The following is a 19443-nucleotide window of genomic DNA, read 5'->3' as shown; positions in this document are numbered from 1 at the left end:
GAATTTAACTTTTGATGATCAAATTTCTTCTTTTGGAGATGTCATTAAAAATGTAATATTACAAAATAAAGAGCTTCTTGAAAGTGTATATGTTGATGAATCTGATCAATTAATTTTACAGGACTTTAGATTTTTAAGAGCTTCTTTAAATCAACTTAAATATGCTTTAAAAACAATTTCAAGATGTTTATATAAACACTATCATCAAAAAGTGATTATTCTTATTGATGAATATGATGTTCCTTTACAATCAGCCTATCAAAATAATTATTATGACGAAATGGTCGATTTTCTAAGAAGTGTTTTCTCTTCATCACTTAAAACAAATGATGCTTTAGAAAAAGGAATCATGACAGGATGTCTTCGTATTTCTAAAGAAAGCATCTTCACTGGTTTAAATAATTTTACTTCTTATTCTATTTTAAATAATATAGGTAATGAATATTTTGGTTTTAATGAAAATGAAGTTAAACAGTTATTAGAAGATTATCAATTATCATCTTATATAGATGAAGTCAAAGAATGGTATGATGGTTATTTATTTGGAAATACAGAAATCTATAATCCTTGGAGTACATTGATGTATGTCAAAAATAAAATACAGGATCAATCTTTTAAACCTGTTTCCTTTTGGGCAAATACCAGTGGTAATGATCTTGTCGTCAATTATATCCAAAATAGTAGTGATGAACTTCATGAAGAATTTGAACAACTGATTCAAGGCAAATCTTTAGAAAAATACATCAAACCAGAACTTACTTATCGAGAAATGGATAATATCAATAATATCTATAGTTTTCTCCTTCTTACAGGTTATTTAAGAGTTATTGAAAATTTAGGAGAAAACAAATATAGACTAGTTATTCCAAATAGAGAAGTGTATGAAATCTATAAGCAATCTTTTATGAGTTATTTTGAAGATTATACTTTTGTAAGAAAAGAAGATCTTTATCAATGTCTTGTTAAAGAAGATGTTGATCAAGCTAATGAAATACTAGGAGATATCTTATCAAGAAGTATCAGTTACTTTGATAATGAAGAATCTTTCTATCATGGATTTCTAGTAGGATTATTCAGTGGTAAGAATATCAAATCAAATAGAGAATCAGGTAACGGAAGATTTGATCTATGCATTCTACCTAAACAGATCTTTCAAACAGCACTTATCTTAGAATGTAAACATTCTAAGAGCGTTAAAGAACTTGTAAGTGACGCAAAAGAAGGAGCCAAGCAAATAATCGATAATCGATATAAGGATGAAATTATCAATGATGGTTATTTACATGTAAAAGGATATGGGATATCTTTTTATAAGAAATATTGTTATATAGTAAAAGCGTAGCTATGAGCTTTGGAATTTTCCAAAGCTTTTTTCTTGACTTTTTTTCTTTATAGGAATATTGTTAGTATGCTAATAGTTAGGGTACTAACATAGGAGGTATTATGAAGACACCATTTTATTTGATGTTGTTTAAAACACAACATGCTCAAACAAAAAAGAATCGAGAAACGATGGATGAGTATCATTTATCCCCAGGACAACCAAAAGTCTTGAGGTATTTAAATGCTCATCAAGATTGTAAATTAAGGGATATTGCGGATGAATGTGATATTGAAAGTGCTACTGTTAGTAAGATGATTGATAATTTAGAGAAAAAGGAAATGTTGACAAGAAAGATCAATCCTAAAAATAAAAGAGCTTATCAATTAAATATTACAGAATATGGAAAAGAGTCTTTAAAGAAATGGAATGCTCACTGTCTTGAAATTGAAAATATTTCTTTGAAAGATTTTAGTGAGGAAGAAAAGAAACAATTTGAAGATTTTTTAAATCGTATGTATAAAAATCTGACAAATAAAGAATTATAGGGGGAGTTGTTTTATGATTAGACGTTTAATACCATTTGCGAAAAAATATAAAAAAGCGTTTATTCTAGCGTTTTTATGTGTAGTAGGAGAAACAGTCTTTGAATTAGTGATACCAGTATTAATGGCTAATATTATTGATATTGGGGTAGCTCAAAAAGATCAGCATTATATTATTATGCAAGGTGTTTTAATGGCAGTTTGTGCTTTAATTGCTTTAGTGCTAGGAATCCTTTATTCACGTTATGCGGCTGTTGCTGGTCAAGGGGTTGGTTTTGAAATAAGAAAAACTGAATTTGAAAAAGTACAAAACTTTTCTTTTTCAAATACAGATCATTTTTCAACATCATCTTTAATTACACGACTTACAAGCGATGTAACGATTATTCAAAATGCTATTTGTAATGGTTTTAGACCACTTGTAAGAGCACCATTTATGTTTTCAATGGCTTTATTTTTATCAATTAAGATGAATGCTAAACTTGCTTTGATTTTTATTGTCGTTGCACCTGTTTTAGGAATTGGTTTATTTTTAATTGTAAAAACAGTAGGGCCATTATTTCGCTTTATGCAAAGTAATGTGGATGAAGTCAATACGGTCGTTCAAGAAAACTTAATTGCGATTCGTACAGTAAAAGCTTATGTCAAAGGTGATTATGAAAACGAAAAGTTTGAAAAAATCAATCAAGAACTTAGAAATCATAGTGAAAAAGCTTTTCGTTACTCTGTATGTAATATGCCATTATTTCAATATATGATGTATACCACAATCGTTTGTATTCTTTTCTTTGGAAGTCAAATGATCTTTGCTGGTGAAATGAAAGTTGGACAACTTACTGGATTTTTAAGTTATGTCTTACAAATCTTAAATGCTTTAATGATGATTTCAAATGTTTTCTTAATGTTGACGCGTTCACTTGCCAGTTGTAAACGTATTGTAGATGTTTTAGATGAAGTGAATAATTTACATGATCCAGTTGATCCAATAATGGAAATGAATCAAGGTGAAATCGAATTTAAAAATGTTTCATTTAAATATAAAGAAACTGCCCAAGAAAATGTTTTAAGTAACATTAACTTACATATTGAACCTGGTTCTACAGTTGGTATCTTAGGAGGGACAGGTTCAGCTAAAACAAGTTTAGTCCAATTGATTGATCGTCTTTATGATGTAAGTGAGGGAGAAATTTTGATTGATGGACATAATGTCAAAGATTATTCGTTAGAATATTTAAGAGATCAAGTAGGCATGGTTTTACAAAAAAATACTTTATTTTCTGGAACAGTTAAAGAAAATCTTTTATGGGGTAATAAAGAAGCAAGTGATGAAGAAATCAAATGGGCTTGTAAACAAGCTTGTGTGGATGAATTTATAGAAAACTTTCCAGAAGGTTATGATACATATTTAAAACAAGGTGGTGTCAATGTTTCTGGGGGACAAAAACAACGTTTATGTATTGCTAGAGCATTATTGAAACATCCTAAAATTCTTATTTTAGATGATTCAACAAGTGCAGTTGATACAGCGACAGAAGCAAGTATTAAAGAAGCTTTAGCTTCTTTAAAAGGAACAACAAAGATTATTATTGCTCAACGTATTTCTTCACTTCAACATGCTGATCAAATTATTATTTTAGATAATGGACATATTCATGCAATTGGAAATCATGAAGAATTATTAAAGAATGATGAAATTTATCAAGAAATCTATGATTCTCAATTGAAAGGAGTTGATTTATAATGGCAAGACAACTTACAAATGCAAAACCTAAAAATATGAAAAAGACACTTTCATCTTTTAAAAAATATATTGGTAATCATAAATACGCTTTTGTGTTTATTGGAATACTTGTTATTCTTTCAACTTCGATTAGTTTATGGGGAACTTATCAAATTAAAACAGTCGTTAATCGTTATGTTTTAAAAAATGATTATCATGGTTTAGTTTCCTTTATTATTTTCATGGCGATTGTTTATTTTATAGGAGCAACTGCTACAGCTATCTATAAACAATTAATGGTACATACAGCTCAAAGTATTGTCCAAGAATTAAGAAATGATTTATTTGCGAAAATGCAAAAATTACCAATTTCTTATTTTGATGGGCACCCTCATGGAGAAATCATGAGTCGCTTTACCAACGATTTAGATACGATTCAAGATGCTTTAAATAACTGTTTTGATACATTGATTCAAAGCTTTATTATGATTGTAGGTACACTCTTTTTGATCTTTGTTTTAAGTTGGAAATTATCACTGATTGTTTTTGCATGTATGATTTTAATGTATTTTTTAATTCAATACTTAAGTCAAAGAAGTAAAAAATACTTTAAAAAACAACAAAATGCCATGGGTTATTTAAATGGTTTTATTGAAGAAATGGTAGATGGAATCAAGGTTGTTAAAGTCTTTAACCATGAAAAAGAAAACTCAATTGAATTTGATCATAGAAACCAAGAACTTTATGATTCAGCAGTAGAAGCTTTAACTTATTCAGGAAGAACAATACCAACTGTTGTTTCTATTTCTTATTTCAATTATGCTCTTGTCGCAAGTATAGGTGGTTTATTTGCTATTAATGGTATTATGGATCTTGGAAGTTTATCATCTTATCTTGTCTTTGTAAGACAAACAGCGATGCCTATTAATCAATTTACACAACAATTAAACTTTATTCTTGCTGCCATGGCTGGTGCTGAAAGAATCTTTGATTTAATGAATGAAAGTGAAGAAGTTGATGAAGGAAAAGTGACATTAACACAAGTAGAAATCAAAGAAGATGGTTCAATGCAAGAAAGTGACCATTATACAGGACATTGGGCTTGGAGACATCCAAGAAACAATGGCATTGAACTTGTTGAATTAAAAGGAGATGTTCGTTTCCATGATGTGGTATTTGGTTATAATGAAACACATCCAATTTTAAAAGATATTAATCTTTTTGCAAAACCGGGACAAAAAATTGCTTTTGTTGGAAGCACAGGTGCAGGAAAAACAACGATTATTAACTTAATTAATCGTTTCTATGATATTACGAAAGGTTCAATTACTTATGATGGTATTGATGTAAAATTGATTAAAAAAGATGATTTAAGAAAATCGATTTCTATTGTTTTACAAGACACTCATTTATTTACGGGAACCATAGCTGATAATATTCGTTATGGAAAACTTGATGCAAGTGATGAAGAAGTTATTGAAGCCGCTAAACTTGCAAATGCTGATGGTTTTATTAGAAGATTACCAAATGGTTATCAAACAATGCTTTCTAGTGATGGAACAAATCTTTCACAAGGGCAAAGACAATTATTAGCGATTGCTAGAGCAGCTATTTGTAATCCACCTGTATTGATTTTAGATGAAGCAACAAGTTCGATTGATACCCGTACCGAAAAGTTGATTGAAAAAGGAATGGATCGTTTAATGGAAAATAGAACGGTTTTCGTGATTGCCCATCGTCTATCTACAGTTAGAAATTCTGATGCTATCATGGTTTTAGATCATGGACAAATTATTGAACGTGGTAGTCATGATGAATTACTTGAAAAGAAAGGGCGTTACTATCAACTTTATACAGGACAATTTGAATTAGATTAAAAAATCCTTACATCATTTTTGTTTTTTTGTTATAATGCTTTTGTAAAAATGATGTGTAGCTAAATGCGTAAGTCCAATCTATTGGAGATTGGTACTTGCGCATTTTTTTATGCAAAAAAGGAGGAAATGATGGAAAAAAATAAGATGGCTGTAGTGCCTTTAAAAAAATTATTTTGGAAAATGGGATTACCAATGATCATATCAATGGTTTTACAAGCTCTCTATAATGTTATAGATAGTATATTTATAACAAATATGGGAAGTGATGGGGTTATTGCCAATCAAGCTTTAACTTTAGCTTTTCCTATTCAATTACTGATTATTGCTATTGGTGTAGGAACAGGAGTAGGAATTAATGCTTTATTATCTAAAAGTTTAGGTGAACAAAATAAAGATAAAGTTAATAAGATTGCCGGAACAGGAATCTTTTTAAGTATTTGTATTTATGTTGTTTTCTTAGTGTTTGGATTATTTGGGTCAGAAAAATTTATAAGATTGTTTGCTGGAAGTAATCAAAAGGTTATTGAAATGGGAACAACCTATCTTAAAATTTGTTGTTGTTTTTCTTATGGTTCTATTGGTTTTACCGTCTATGAAAGATTTCTACAATCAACAGGTAAAACACACTTTTCAACAATTGCTCAAATATCAGGAGCCGTTACAAATATTGTTTTAGATTATGTCTTTATTTATCCTATGAAAATGGGTGTTGCTGGGGCCGCTTTAGCAACAATTATTGGACAATTTGTTTCTTTGTTTGTAGCAATGTATTTTCATTATTATAAAAATAAAGAAATTAATGGAAATGTTTGTTATATCAAAGCGAATGCTTCTTTAATTAAAGGAATCTATATGATTGGTGCTTCTGCAGCATTGATGCAAGGTTTACTTGCAGTGATGATGGCAGGAATGAATGCTATATTAGGATTAGCTCAAGTTGATCCAGCTATTTTAATTGGTTCTTTTGGTATTTACTATAAAATTCAACAAATTGCTTTATTTTCAGCTTTTGGATTATCTAATACTATTATTTCTATTTTATCTTTTAATTATGGAATGAAAGATAGAAAAAGAATAGATGAATGTATTAAGTATGGTATTGTTGATACAGTTATTGTTTCTTTAATGATTACTTTATTATTTGAACTTCTTGCTCAACCATTATCACAATTATTTGGATTATCAGGAAGTACACAAGAAATGATTGATATTTGTAGTACAGCTTTACATATTGCAAGTCTTAGATTTGTTTTTATGGGTATTTCTGTAGCAATTCAAGGTATTTTACAATCTATAGGTTATGCTATTAGACCATTAATTATTGCTTTACTTCGATTGGTGATTTTTGTATTTCCTATTGCGTATTTCTTTACTTTAACAGAAAATGTAACAACACTTGTTTGGTGGACGTTTCCAATTTCAGAATTATTAACAGTCATTATCTCACTCATTATATTAAAAAAATCATATAATGAAAGAATAAGTTCTGTTAAAAATGAAAGTATAACAGATAATTTAGTAATTGCTATTTCAAGAGAACATGGCACTAATGGAAAAGAAATTGCTAGACAAGTCGCTAAAGAATTAAATATTGAATTTTATGATAAAGAAAGAATTAAAGAATTTGCTCTTGAACACGTTTTTGTAAGTAATAAAGAAAGTGAAGATTATATTTATAGTCAATTTTTATCTTTAGATATTAATAAGAATTCAATTATTCTTTTATCAAATGTTATTAAAGAGATTGCTAAGAAAGGAAATTGTGTTATTGTTGGAAGAGCTGCAGATTATATTTTAAAAGAAGATGAAAAATTAGTAAGAATCTTCTTATATGCTCCTTTAGAATATCGTCTAAATAAAGTAATGGAAATTTATCATGATAATCAAGAAGATGCTCTTCAATATATTCATAAATCAGATCATTCTAGAAAAAGTTATTATGAAGTTATTTCTAATAAAACTTGGGGAGATAAATCAAACTATGATTTATGTTTAGATTGTAAATTAGGAAATGAAACAATCAAAGATATTATTTGTAACTATGTTAAATCTTTAAATAAATAAAGAAGTCTTTCAAAAAATGAAAAGACTTCTTTTCTTTTAAAGATATTCTATATAATGTCCTTTACATAGGGAGGGGTTATATGAGTAAGTTAAGAGATCATTATTTATTTCATGCAGGTATTTCATGCTTTTTTTATTTAGGATATGGTGCCTTTACAGTTGTTTTATCAATGTATTGTCAAGATATAGGAATGTCAGCCTCACAAATTGCTTACATTGTATCATTTGCACCACTTTTATCTATTGCAACACAACCATTTTTTGGATACTTGGCAGATAAGTGGCAATCACCAAGAAAAGTATTTATTTTATTATCATTTGCGAATATTATTTGTATGTTTATTTTTGCAATTAGTCGTAACTTTTGGGTATTACTTTTATCATCAGGCTTAGCAGTTTCTTTTATGAATGCTGTTACTCCTTTAACAGATCGTATTGGTGTTTCTTCACCTTATCAATTTGGTAAGATTCGTTTATGGGGTTCTGTAGGTTATGCCATTATGGCACAAGTTAGTGGTCTTTTATATCAATATATTTCACCATTTGCTAACTTCATGGCAGGTATTTTAGGAACATTAATTACCATTATTTGTATTTATATGGTTTCTGATCCTAAGCTTTCTAAAGTCCCTGAAAAAGAAGAAAATAAACTATCAACAGTTGTTGTTATGAAAGAGCTTGTTCATAATATACCTTTTATGCTCTTTCTAGTGATTTCATTTTTCTTTTGGGGAGCATGTTCTACAAACTTTAACTATTTATCATTATTTATTAAATCTCAAGGTGGAACAGCTTCACAAGTAGGAACATATCAATTATTTGCTACCCTCTTTGAAATTCCTATGATTCTAGCAACAGATTATATCATTAAAAAAATACCTTATCGTTATATCATGATGTTTGCTATTATTATGTCTATGATCAACTTTTCATGGTATGCAACTTTGCCATCAGTTAGCATGATTATTTATGTTTTCGTATTTAAAGGCTTTTCTACTGTACTCTTTACGATGATTACTGTAAGATTAGTAATGGTTTTAGTAAAAGAAGAATATGTCTCTACAGCCTATGGAATTCAAGCTATGCTTGGAAAAGGTGTAGGTGCAATGCTTTTCCAATTAATTGGAGGTAGAATTATTGATGGCATTGGGATGAGTGGTTTCTATTTATTTTTATTTGCAGGAATTACCATTGCTTTTGTAGTGACACTTTTCTTTAGAATGCCAAAGAAAGTGAGAGTATAGTATGTTAGAATTAAATGCAGTTATCTTTGATATGGATGGTTTAATGATTGATACAGAACCTGTAGGAAAGATGTTAGTAAAGACATCTCATGAAAAGTTTGGATATAAAATTACTGAAGATATGTTTTATCATTTAATTGGGACAAACGAAAAAACATCAAAAGCTTATTATCATAGTGTTTTTGGTGAAGATTATCCTTATCAAAAGATTAAAGATTATCGAGATCAATTAAGAAAAGAATATTTTAATAGTCATCCTTTAGAAGTAAAAAAAGGTTTATATGATTTACTGGAAGATTTAAAAAAGAAAAATATTAAAATGGCTGTTGCTTCTTCAACACGTTATGAACGTGTTTTATCTAATTTAAAAAGTATTAAGGTTGATCATTATTTTGATGCCATTATCGGTGGTGACCAAATTCAACATGGTAAACCAGCACCAGATATCTTTTTAAAAGCAGTAGAATTATTAGGTGTAAATAAAGAAGATGCACTTGTTTTAGAAGATAGTAAAAATGGTATTTTAGCAGCTCATGCAGGAAATATTCCTGTTATCTGTATTCCAGATCTTATACATCATTCAAAAGATATTCTTGATTTAACAGTAGGATGTTATGATTCTCTTGATCAATTAATAGATATTATTGTTAAAAAAGATGACAAAGCATAATATAGAACCCGTTTATAATCAAGATTCTAGGATTCTTATTCTAGGATCTTTTCCATCTGTTAAATCAAGAGAAGCTAAATTTTTTTATCATCATCCACAAAATCGTTTTTGGAAAGTTTTAGCTGCTTTATTTCAAGAAGAAGTTCCTCAAACAGTAGAAGAAAAGAAAGCCTTTTTACTTAGAAATCATCTAGCTTTGTGGGATGTTATTGAAAGTTGTGACATTAAAGGATCAAGTGATTCAAGTATTACCAATGTTAAAGTCAATGATTTGGATTTAATTGTTAAAAATTGTCCTATTGAAAAAATCATCACTAATGGTAAAGCAGCTGATCGTTATTATCATCAATATTTTGATTATGATCTACCTGTTCTTCAATTACCTTCTACTTCACCAGCTAATGCCATGTATTCACTTGAAAAATTAATTGAGAAATGGAAGGTGATTTTATGGAAAGAAATTTAACGCAAGGAAAGATAGGAAAATCTATTTTATTATTTTCTATTCCTATGATTTTAGGAAATTTATTACAACAATTTTATAATATAGTTGATACTTATATTGTAGGTCAATATATTGGAAGCAATGCTTTAGCAGCTGTTGGTTCAAGTTATACATTAATGACATTTCTTACTTCTATTATTATTGGTTTATGTATGGGAAGTGGTATTTTATTTTCAATGTATTTTGGAGCAAAAAAATATGAAAAGATGAAAATATCTTTTTTTGTTTCTTTTGTTTCTATTGGAATACTTTCAGTTGTTTTAGAAATGATTTGTTTTCTATTATTAAATCATATTTTAGTTTGGTTACAAATTCCACAAGTGATTTATAATCAAACAGCTAAATATCTTCAAATTATTTTTATCGGTATTATTTTTACTTTTATTTATAATTATTTTGCAGCTATGTTACGTGCCTTAGGTAATTCAAAGATACCACTTATCTTTTTAGAAATTGCAACGATTGTTAATGTTGTTTTAGACATTATTTTTGTTTTATATGTTCATTTAGGTGTTGCAGGAGCAGCTTATGCGACAATTATTTCCCAGGCAATCAGTGCATTTGGACTTGCATTATATGTATTACTATTAAAAAAAGAAATATTACCACAAAGAAAACATTATATTTTTGATCAACATATATTTAAAAAACTAAAGGATTATTCTTTAATGACTTGCTTACAACAAGGAATTATGAATTTTGGTATTTTAATGATTCAAGGTCTTGTTAATAGTTTTGGTATTGCTGTTATGTCTGCTTTTAGTGCAGCTGTTAAAATTGATAGTTTTGCTTATATGCCAGTACAAGATTTTGGTAATGCTTTTTCAACTTTTGTAGCTCAAAATAAAGGTGCAAATGAAGAAAAAAGAATTCAAGATGGTCTTAAAATAGCTTCGTTAATGGCTTTAGTGTTTTGTATTTTTATTTCACTAGGTGTTTGTATTTTTTCAAAAGAATTGATGATGTTATTTGTTTCTAAAATGAATATTATTAAAATTGGAATGACTTACTTAAGAGTTGAAGGTTCTTTTTATATTGGTATTGGATGTTTATTTTTATTGTATGGCTATTATCGTGGTGTTGGAAAAATGAAGATGTCCTTGATTTTAACGATTGTTTCACTTGGAACAAGAGTTATTCTTGCTTATTTATTGGCACCATTATTTGGTGTAGAAATGATTTGGTGGGCAATTGTTGTTGGATGGATTTTAGCTGATACAATTGGAATTGTTTATGGAATAAAAGTGGAAAAATGGTATTGAAAGAGGTATATTATGAAAAATAACGAAAAAAAAGAAAGAAAAATGATAGTATCCTTTAATTTAAATAAATCAACTTCATTACATATACCAGAAGTAGGAAATTATAAAATTGAAACGAATATTAATAATGATGAAAAAAACAGTTATGATGTTTTAAAATTTTATGAAAGAGATAGTGGAAAAGCAAAAATAGTAGAAAGATTTACAAATAATAATAATCAAATATTATTTAATGCTGAAGATATGGTTTTAAATTACGATTATACATTTGTTGTAGATACTAATTATAAATGTATAAATGGTATAAAGAAATGTGTGGGTGCAATTGGTTGTTTATTTTATGATGATCAAAAAAATAGATTTGGTCTACAAAAACTTTCTCACTATTATTTTGAATTAAACGATTTAGAGATTAATCCTGAATGTATAACGTGGGCTAAATTAATCAATGAAATTAATCAGTCAGATATAGCAGGTTATAAAATTCTTCTTGTTGTAGATTCTGATTTAGGAAATTATACAAAATACAATCAAGGAAAAGAAATGTACAATGGTGTGAAGTTATCAAAAAATATGAAAATAGCATATGCAAGTGCAGACAAAAAAGATGATCTTTTTAATCTTGCAATTGCCCAATGTGATCGAGGTGCTAAAAACTTATTAGAAAAGTACATTAAGATGTAAAAAATACTGCATTTGCAGTATTTTTTATTAGCTATTTTGACTAGACAAGAGTATAATTAATTATTATAAATATGTGTCTGCTTGTATTCTTGATGAGATATGTGAGCGCTCACAAGAAAGGAGGTAGCTATGAAATATATACAAAGATTAGGGAAATCACTCATGCTACCTGTTTCGATTATGCCGATAGCAGCACTTCTTAAAGGTATCGGGTATTGGATAGATCCAACAGGGTGGGGTACTCATAATGCGGTTGCTGCACTATTAATTGCTTCTGGTGGAGCTATCATTGATAATTTACCGATTTTATTTGCAATAGCTGTCGCTATGGAAATGTCAAAAAAAAGGGATACAACAATTGCTTTGAGTGCGCTTGCTTGTTATATGATCATGACCACACTTTTATCTACAAAATGTGTTGCTTTAATGTTACAAATTCCAGAATATGCTGTGGATTTAGCTTTTTATAATTCACAAAGTGCTTTTATTGGAATATTAATAGGACTTATTGTTGCTGTTTCTTTTCAAAAGTTTGATCAAAAGAGATTACCACAGTTTCTAGCTTTTTTTGATGGGAAAAGATTTGCTTCCATTGTTTCAATAGGAACAACATTGGTTGTTTCTTTAATTTTTCTATATATTTGGCCAACATGTTATCATTTCTTTATTTATTTTGGAAGAGAAATATCAAAATTAGGTCCATGGAGCGCAGCTATTTATGGTGTTTTAAATCGTTTATTGATTCCTACTGGATTACATCATGCCCTCAATTCTGTATTTTGGTTTGATGTTGCAGGAATTAATGATATTGGTAAGTTTTGGGGTACGATTTCAGGTGGTGTTAAAGGTGTAACAGGAATGTATCAAGCGGGATTTTTCCCAGTAATGATGTTTGGACTTCCTGGAGCTGCACTTGCGATGTATCGTTGTGCTAAAGATGAAAATAAGAAAAAAGTAGGTGCTATTTTATTTTCAGCGGCGTTAGCTTCATTTTTTACGGGTGTAACAGAACCCCTTGAGTTTGCTTTTATGTTTGTTGCACCTATGCTTTATTTAGTACATGCTTTACTTACGGGATTAATGCTTTTTATAGCAGCAAGTTTTAAATGGATAGCAGGTTTTGGCTTTTCTGCTGGGTTAATTGATTATATATTGAGCTTTAAGTCTCCATTTGCTAATAATATTTTATTATTAATTCCTTTGGGAATAGTTTGTGGAGTTATTTATTATAGTGTTTTTAGAATATTGATTTTACGATACAATATTTTGACTCCTGGAAGGGAAGATAATTCTTGTAAAGAAAAAGAAGAAGTTGTTCAAAATGATTTTGATGAGATTGCTATTGAATTATTTGAAGCGTTAGGTGGTAAAAAGAATATTATAAGTGTTGATCATTGTATCACACGTTTACATGTAGAAGTTAAAGATATCTCAATAATAGATAAACAGGCTCTATCAAAGATGAATTTCTCTCATATTGTTGAAGCAGGCGAGCATGAAATACAAATCATTGTAGGAACTGAAGTTCAATTTATTGCTGAAATATTAAATGAAATACTAATGTAGGAGAAATGAAATTGAAGATTATAAAAATATTTAATAATAATAGTATTGCTGCTTTATCTGATGAGTTAGGGGATATTATTTTAACAGGATCAGGAATTGGCTTTCAAAAAAAGATTGGTGATTTAGTTGATGAATCACGCATTGAAAAAACATATATCTTTAAAGAAAAAGGTGAAAAGCGTATACGTAGAGGAATCAATGATATAGAACCAATTTATTATGAAATTACTAGTTTATTAGTAAGTAAGGCAACCGAAGAATTAGAAACCCAATTTTATGGGGAAATCTTTTTAGCAATTAGTGATCATATTGCTTTTGCTATTAAACTAAAAAAAGAAAATATTGATTTACCTAATGTTGTTTTATCTGAAACGAAAGCTTTATATAAAAAAGAATATCAGCTAGGTTTATGGATCATTGAAGTTATTAAAGAAAAAATGGGAATACAATTAGAGGAAGCTGAAGCGGGATATATAGCTTTACATCTAGTTAATTTTTCTACTAAAAACAATTCACAAAATACTTCTAAAATTGTTAATTTTGTAAAAGATGTTTTTGATATCATTGAAAAAACGATGCATATTAAATTAGAATTAGATTCAATAGACTATGCAAGACTATCTACACATCTTAAGTTTTTAGCTGAAAGAGTTTTTCGTAATGATGTAGAAAATACCATTGACACAACGGAAAATATTAGAGATATGTTAAAAGAGAATATTCGTTTATCTTTGTGCATTAATCGTATAAAAAAATTAATATATGAAAAGTATCATTATACATTGACACCAGATGAGCAAACATACTTATGTATACATATTAAAAAGAATTGTCATATTTAATGTAAGCACAATTTAATGTAAGCGCTTGACAAATAACTAAAATATTTGTTATTGTATAGACAAGGATTGTTACTTTAAGTAGGCAAGACCAAATATATTGACGACATTTATTGAATGTTGTTTTTATGTTTGGTCTTTTCTTTTTAAAGACGGAAGGGAATAAGAAGATGAAATTAAAAAAGAAAAGTGTTGCAGCTGTATTAACACTATCGATGTCAATGGGTTCAGTGTTATCGATGGTACCAGTTTTTGCAGAAGATGCTCAACAAAACTTAGCATTAAACAAAACGGCTTATGTTTCAGCTGAATATGGAACAATGCCAAGAAAAAATTTAACTGACGGTGATGAAAAAACACGTTGGTCAACAGAAAGTGAGCCAACTCAATGGGCTTACGTAGATTTAGGTCAAGAATATGAAATGAATAAATTCCAAATGTTCTGGGAAAATGAAAATACATATGCTTCAGCCTATAATATTTACGTTTCTAATGATCCTAATTCTTGGGGTGAACCAGTTCTTTCAAGAACAGACAATAAAAATGTTGTTAGTGAAGAATTGTTAGGAAGTAAAGTTAGTGGTCGATATGTTAAATTAGAAGTTGTAGAAATGAAAGGTTATCCTAATGTTTCTTGTTATGAATTTAAAATCTTTAATACAGATGAAAAAGTACAAGATCCAAATGAAAACGTTGCATTAAAGAAAACAGCAGTAGCAAGCTCTCAAGAAGCATCAAGTGTTAAAGCTGCCAATGCAGTAGATGGTGATACATCATCACGTAGTTCTCGTTGGGGTAGTAATATTGGAAATGGTCCAGATTGGATCTATGTTGATTTAGGTGAAAGAATGAATGTCAATACTGTTAAGGTATTCTGGGAAACACGTAAAGCAACAGCTTATAAGATTCAAATTGCTGATACTGAATCATCGCCACAAGAAAGTGATTGGCAAACAGTTAAAGAATTTACAGATCGACCAAAATCTTTAACAGAAAAAATTGTTTTAGATCAAATTTATAAAGCAAGATATGTACGTTTATATGTTGATTCACATACTTCAGAAGATCCTGATGGTGGTATTGCTTGGAATACGATTTCTATTTATGAATTAGAAGTTTATGGTGGAAATCCTGATGAAAAAATGTCAATGAGTGATGTTTTAAATGAAATTCAAGTAGAAACTCCTCAAGCTGGAGATAAAAAATTAAAAGTTACTTTACCAGAAGTTGAAGGATATACAGTTGAATATAATGGAACTGATTTTGAACAAGTCATTGATGAAGATTTAACAATTTATCAACCAATTAGTGATAAAGATGTTAAAGTATCATTCAAAATTACAGATAATGATACAAATGATTATAAATTCAAAGAAATTGCTGTTACAGTTCCAGGAAGTGAAAAAAATGATGAAAATGCTAATAAAGCACCAAATGTTTTACCAGAATTAGCTGAATGGAATGGTGGGCATGGAAATTATACAGTTTCTAAAAATGCAAGAATTGTTTATAAAGATAGTTCACTTCAAAAAACAGCAGAAGCACTTGCTAATGACTATGAAGATATTACTGGAAAAAGTATTGCTGTTGTAAAAGGTGAAAGTAAAGCAGGGGATATCACTTTAGCTCTTACAAAAGATAAATCGTTAGGTTTACAAGATGAAGGATATTTAATGGATATTGATGATTCAATCAATATTAAAGCTGAAACAACAACAGGGGCTTATTGGGCAACCAGAACGATTTTACAAAGTATTAAACAATCAGGAAATGTTCCTTGTGGGACAACAAGAGATTATCCACTTTATAAAGTAAGAAGTTTTATTTTAGATGTTGGACGTAAAACATTTACAATGGATTATTTAAAACAAATCGTTAAACAAATGTCATGGTATAAAATGAACGATTTCCAAGTTCACTTAAATGATAACTTGATTTCAATTGAAAGTTTAGCTGATCCAATGACAGGTTATTCAGCATTTAGATTAGAATCAGATGTTAAAAAAGGTGGAAACAATGGTTTAAATCAACAAGATTTAACAAGTACAGATTTATTCTATACAAAAGAAGAATTTAAAAACTTTATTAAAGATTCAAGAGATTATGGTGTAGGTATTGTTCCTGAAATCGATACACCAGCTCACTCATTAGCGCTTACTAAAGTAAGACCTGATTTAAGACATGGAACAAATGGGCGTGAAAATGACCATTTAGCCTTAAGAGACAAATATGATGAATCATTAGAATTTGTACAAAGTATCTTTGATGAATACATGAAAACAAGTGATCCTGTTTTCGATGAACAAACAACAGTCCATGTTGGTGCGGATGAATATAATGCAGATAAAGAAGCTTATCGTCGATTCTCAGATGATATGTTGAAATATGTACAAGATTCAGGAAGAACTGCACGTATTTGGGGAAGTTTAACTCAATGTTCAGGAAAGACACCTGTAAGAAGTAAAGATGTTCAAATGAACTTATGGAACTTTGGTTATGCTAATATGGATCAAATGTATGAACAAGGTTATGATTTAATTAACTGTAATGATAGTCATTATTATATTGTTCCTAATGCTGGATATTACTATGATTATTTAAATAACAATATTTTATATAATCAAGCTATCAACTCTATTAGTGGTGTCACAATTCCTGCTGGTGATGAACAAATGTTAGGTGGCGCTATTGCTGTATGGAATGATATGACAGACTATTTAGAAAATGGTATTAGTGAATATGATGTTTATGATCGTCTTCAAAATGCAATTCCATTATTTGGTGCTAAATTATGGGGTAAAGGAGATAAAACATTAGATCAAGCTAATAGTTTAAGAACAACAATAGGGGATGCTCCAGGTACAAACTTTGGTTATGAAACAGCTAAAGATGAAAATGGTGTCATTGCTCATTATGATTTAGATAATCTTGATCAATTAAAAGATCATGAAAATGTTGAACTTGCTTCATTAGATAGTCATGATGCATTACACTTATTAGGAGATACAAGTTATGCAACAACTTCATTTGAAACAGCTGGTTTAAATAATGATTTACGTGTAAAAGTTAAACGTGAATCTTCAAGTGAAGAAGAACAAATTTTATTTGAAAGTAATTATGGTTCAATTAAAGCTGTTCAAAAAGAAACAGGAAAAGTTGGATTAAGTAGAGAAAATCATGATTATTCATTTAATTATGAATTACCAGTAAATCAATGGGTTGAATTAGAATTTAAAAATAGAAAAGAAGTTATTGATTTATATATCAATGGTCAACTTGTAGATACACTTGGTGATGATGAACAAGTAAGTGGTAGACCATTAAAAGCAACAATGATGATTCCTTTTGAAAGAATTGGAAGTAAAGAACATGCCTTTAAAGGATATGTTGATGATATTCGTTTAGGTTCAGAAAAATCATTTGCTTCAACAATGGAATTAGATTATTTAGTAACAAGTGCAAGTCATATTGCAGATGAATCACAAAATAAACAATTACAAGAAAAATTAAAAGAAGCAAAAGCAATTTTAAAAGAATATGATCCAAATGAACAAACAATTACAACTCTTACAAATGAAATCAAAGAATTAGTAAATGGCATTGATTACAAAAAAGCAAATTATACAAGAGTAGATTATTATTTAAATTCTATTCCAGAAGATCTATCTATCTATACAGAAGATTCTGTTAAAAACTTACAATTTGTTATTGATATGATTCAAAGAGATTTACCAAAATCAATGCAAGAAACAGTAGATCAATATGAAGTAGAACTTACAAAAGCTCTTGCAAAATTAAAATTAAAATCACAAGTTAATGTTAATTATATTGATAACAGTAAGCTTACTGCTACTGCTTCATCATATCAACATGATGGATCAGATCCTAAAAATGTTTTAGATGATAATCCATCTACAATGTGGCATAGTGATTGGAATTTATCAACACCTCATTGGATTGCTTTTGAAAATAAAGAAGAAATGAGTGTTAATGGATTAACATATGTACCACGTCAAACTGGTAAAAATGGAAATGTTACAAAATATCGTATTGAAATAAGTGATGATGGTGTTAACTGGCAAACAGTTAAAGAAGGTAACTTATCAAGTGATTCATCTACAAAAGTAATTGAATTTGATACAGTAAAAACAAAACATCTTCGCTTGTACTATGTAGAAGCTGTTAATAATAACGGAAGTGCTGCTGAAATCAAATTACATCGTGCAGATGTACCAGCAGATGTTGATGGTTTAAAAGAAATTATTACTAAAGCAAAAGCAATTGATGATATTGGATATTTATCTTCATCATGGAATCATTTACAAGATATGATCAAAACTGCAGAAGATTTAGTTAATGCAGAAGCTCCTGATGCTAATGAAATTGAAATTGTAAAACGTCAATTAACAGATGCGATGGTTAAACTTGTATTATCTGTTGATAATGAACAATTAAAATTATTAATGAATGATTTATTAGATCTTGATCAAAATGATTATACAAAAGATTCATGGAAACAATTACAAGATGTACTTAAAGAAGCACAAGATGTTGTAAGTAATCATGATGCTACAAAAGAAGAAATCAATGATATGTATCAAAAATTATTAGATGCATATGATGGACTTGTTACAGTTAATGATAAATCTGGATTAACTGATTTGATTAGTAAAGCTGATCAACTTCAAGAAAAAGATTATACAAAAGAATCTTGGAAACAAATGGTAGAAGCATTAGCAAAAGCAAAAGAAGTATCTGCTAAAGAAGATGCTACAAAAGAAGAAATTAATGAAGCTATTTCTAATCTTGAAAAAGCTATGAATAACCTTAAAAAAGTAGATTCATCTACTAAAGATGATAATACTTCAAAAGGTGATCAAGTCATTACTTCTACTGATAAAAATGATAAAAAACCAAACCAATCTTCAACTGCTAAAACAGGTGATGAAACAAATATTGTTATGTTTGTATTAATGGCTATCATGTCATGGTTAGGTATCAAAAAGGTTAAAAAAGAAGAATTATAATAAATAATACCACTACAATTTGTAGTGGTATTATTTTGTCTAGACAAATTTCTTATAACCCCTTGCATAGACAAGCTTGATATGATAGAATACTAGATGTAAATACGGATTGTTACTTT

General features: G+C 28.9%; 13 protein-coding genes. All 13 read left to right on the top strand.

Annotation, left to right across the window (positions count from 1 at the left end; genetic code table 11):
- Positions 1–1342, top strand: a 1342-nt coding sequence (locus ACLVEP_RS03830; RefSeq protein ID WP_412582953.1) for an AAA family ATPase, incomplete at its 5' end; no start/stop codon positions are given.
- Positions 1343–1443: 101 nt separating this feature from the next.
- Positions 1444–1869: a MarR family winged helix-turn-helix transcriptional regulator gene (locus tag ACLVEP_RS03825; RefSeq protein ID WP_412582952.1), complete on the top strand. Its 426-nt coding sequence runs from the start codon at positions 1444–1446 to the stop codon at positions 1867–1869.
- 13 nt (positions 1870–1882) lie between these two features.
- Positions 1883–3607, top strand: a complete 1725-nt coding sequence (locus ACLVEP_RS03820) for an ABC transporter ATP-binding protein (RefSeq protein WP_412582950.1) — start codon at positions 1883–1885, stop codon at positions 3605–3607.
- The gene (locus ACLVEP_RS03815; RefSeq protein WP_412582948.1) at positions 3607–5463 is read left to right on the top strand and encodes an ABC transporter ATP-binding protein; all 1857 of its coding nucleotides are present in this window, start codon (positions 3607–3609) and stop codon (positions 5461–5463) included. Before ACLVEP_RS03820 ends, ACLVEP_RS03815 begins: the two co-directional genes overlap by 1 nt.
- A 129-nt stretch (positions 5464–5592) precedes the next feature.
- On the top strand, positions 5593–7527 hold the full coding sequence (locus ACLVEP_RS03810; protein ID WP_412582946.1) for an MATE family efflux transporter: 1935 nt from the start codon (positions 5593–5595) through the stop codon (positions 7525–7527).
- An 80-nt stretch (positions 7528–7607) separates the two neighbouring features.
- Positions 7608–8771: an MFS transporter gene (locus tag ACLVEP_RS03805; protein WP_412582945.1), complete on the top strand. Its 1164-nt coding sequence runs from the start codon at positions 7608–7610 to the stop codon at positions 8769–8771.
- Between the two features lies 1 nt (position 8772).
- Positions 8773–9441 (top strand): HAD family phosphatase, encoded by a 669-nt coding sequence (locus ACLVEP_RS03800; protein ID WP_318000554.1) that lies wholly within the window; start codon positions 8773–8775, stop codon positions 9439–9441.
- A complete protein-coding gene (locus ACLVEP_RS03795) occupies positions 9428–9907 on the top strand; it encodes a DNA-deoxyinosine glycosylase (RefSeq protein WP_412582942.1) in 480 nt (159 codons plus the stop codon). The genes ACLVEP_RS03800 and ACLVEP_RS03795 overlap by 14 nt, the downstream gene beginning before the upstream one ends.
- Positions 9892–11208, top strand: coding sequence for an MATE family efflux transporter (locus ACLVEP_RS03790; RefSeq protein WP_412582941.1), 1317 nt, complete (start codon positions 9892–9894; stop codon positions 11206–11208). The genes ACLVEP_RS03795 and ACLVEP_RS03790 overlap by 16 nt, the downstream gene beginning before the upstream one ends.
- A 12-nt stretch (positions 11209–11220) precedes the next feature.
- The gene (locus ACLVEP_RS03785; protein WP_412582939.1) at positions 11221–11892 is read left to right on the top strand and encodes a hypothetical protein; all 672 of its coding nucleotides are present in this window, start codon (positions 11221–11223) and stop codon (positions 11890–11892) included.
- Positions 11893–12021: 129 nt separating this feature from the next.
- The gene (gene nagE, locus ACLVEP_RS03780; protein WP_412582937.1) at positions 12022–13458 is read left to right on the top strand and encodes an N-acetylglucosamine-specific PTS transporter subunit IIBC; all 1437 of its coding nucleotides are present in this window, start codon (positions 12022–12024) and stop codon (positions 13456–13458) included.
- Between the two features lie 5 nt (positions 13459–13463).
- Positions 13464–14300 carry a PRD domain-containing protein gene (locus tag ACLVEP_RS03775; protein ID WP_412582935.1) on the top strand — a complete coding sequence of 279 codons (837 nt, stop codon included), beginning with the start codon at positions 13464–13466 and terminating at the stop codon, positions 14298–14300.
- Between the two features lie 167 nt (positions 14301–14467).
- Positions 14468–19324 carry a discoidin domain-containing protein gene (locus ACLVEP_RS03770; RefSeq protein ID WP_412582933.1) on the top strand — a complete coding sequence of 1619 codons (4857 nt, stop codon included), beginning with the start codon at positions 14468–14470 and terminating at the stop codon, positions 19322–19324.
- Positions 19325–19443: the final 119 nt, after the last annotated feature.

Origin of the sequence: Faecalibacillus sp., from assembly GCF_047023275.1 — a bacterium.
Lineage (GTDB): Bacteria > Bacillota_I > Bacilli_A > Erysipelotrichales > Coprobacillaceae > Faecalibacillus.
This window is presented reverse-complemented; position numbering and strand designations above follow the sequence as displayed.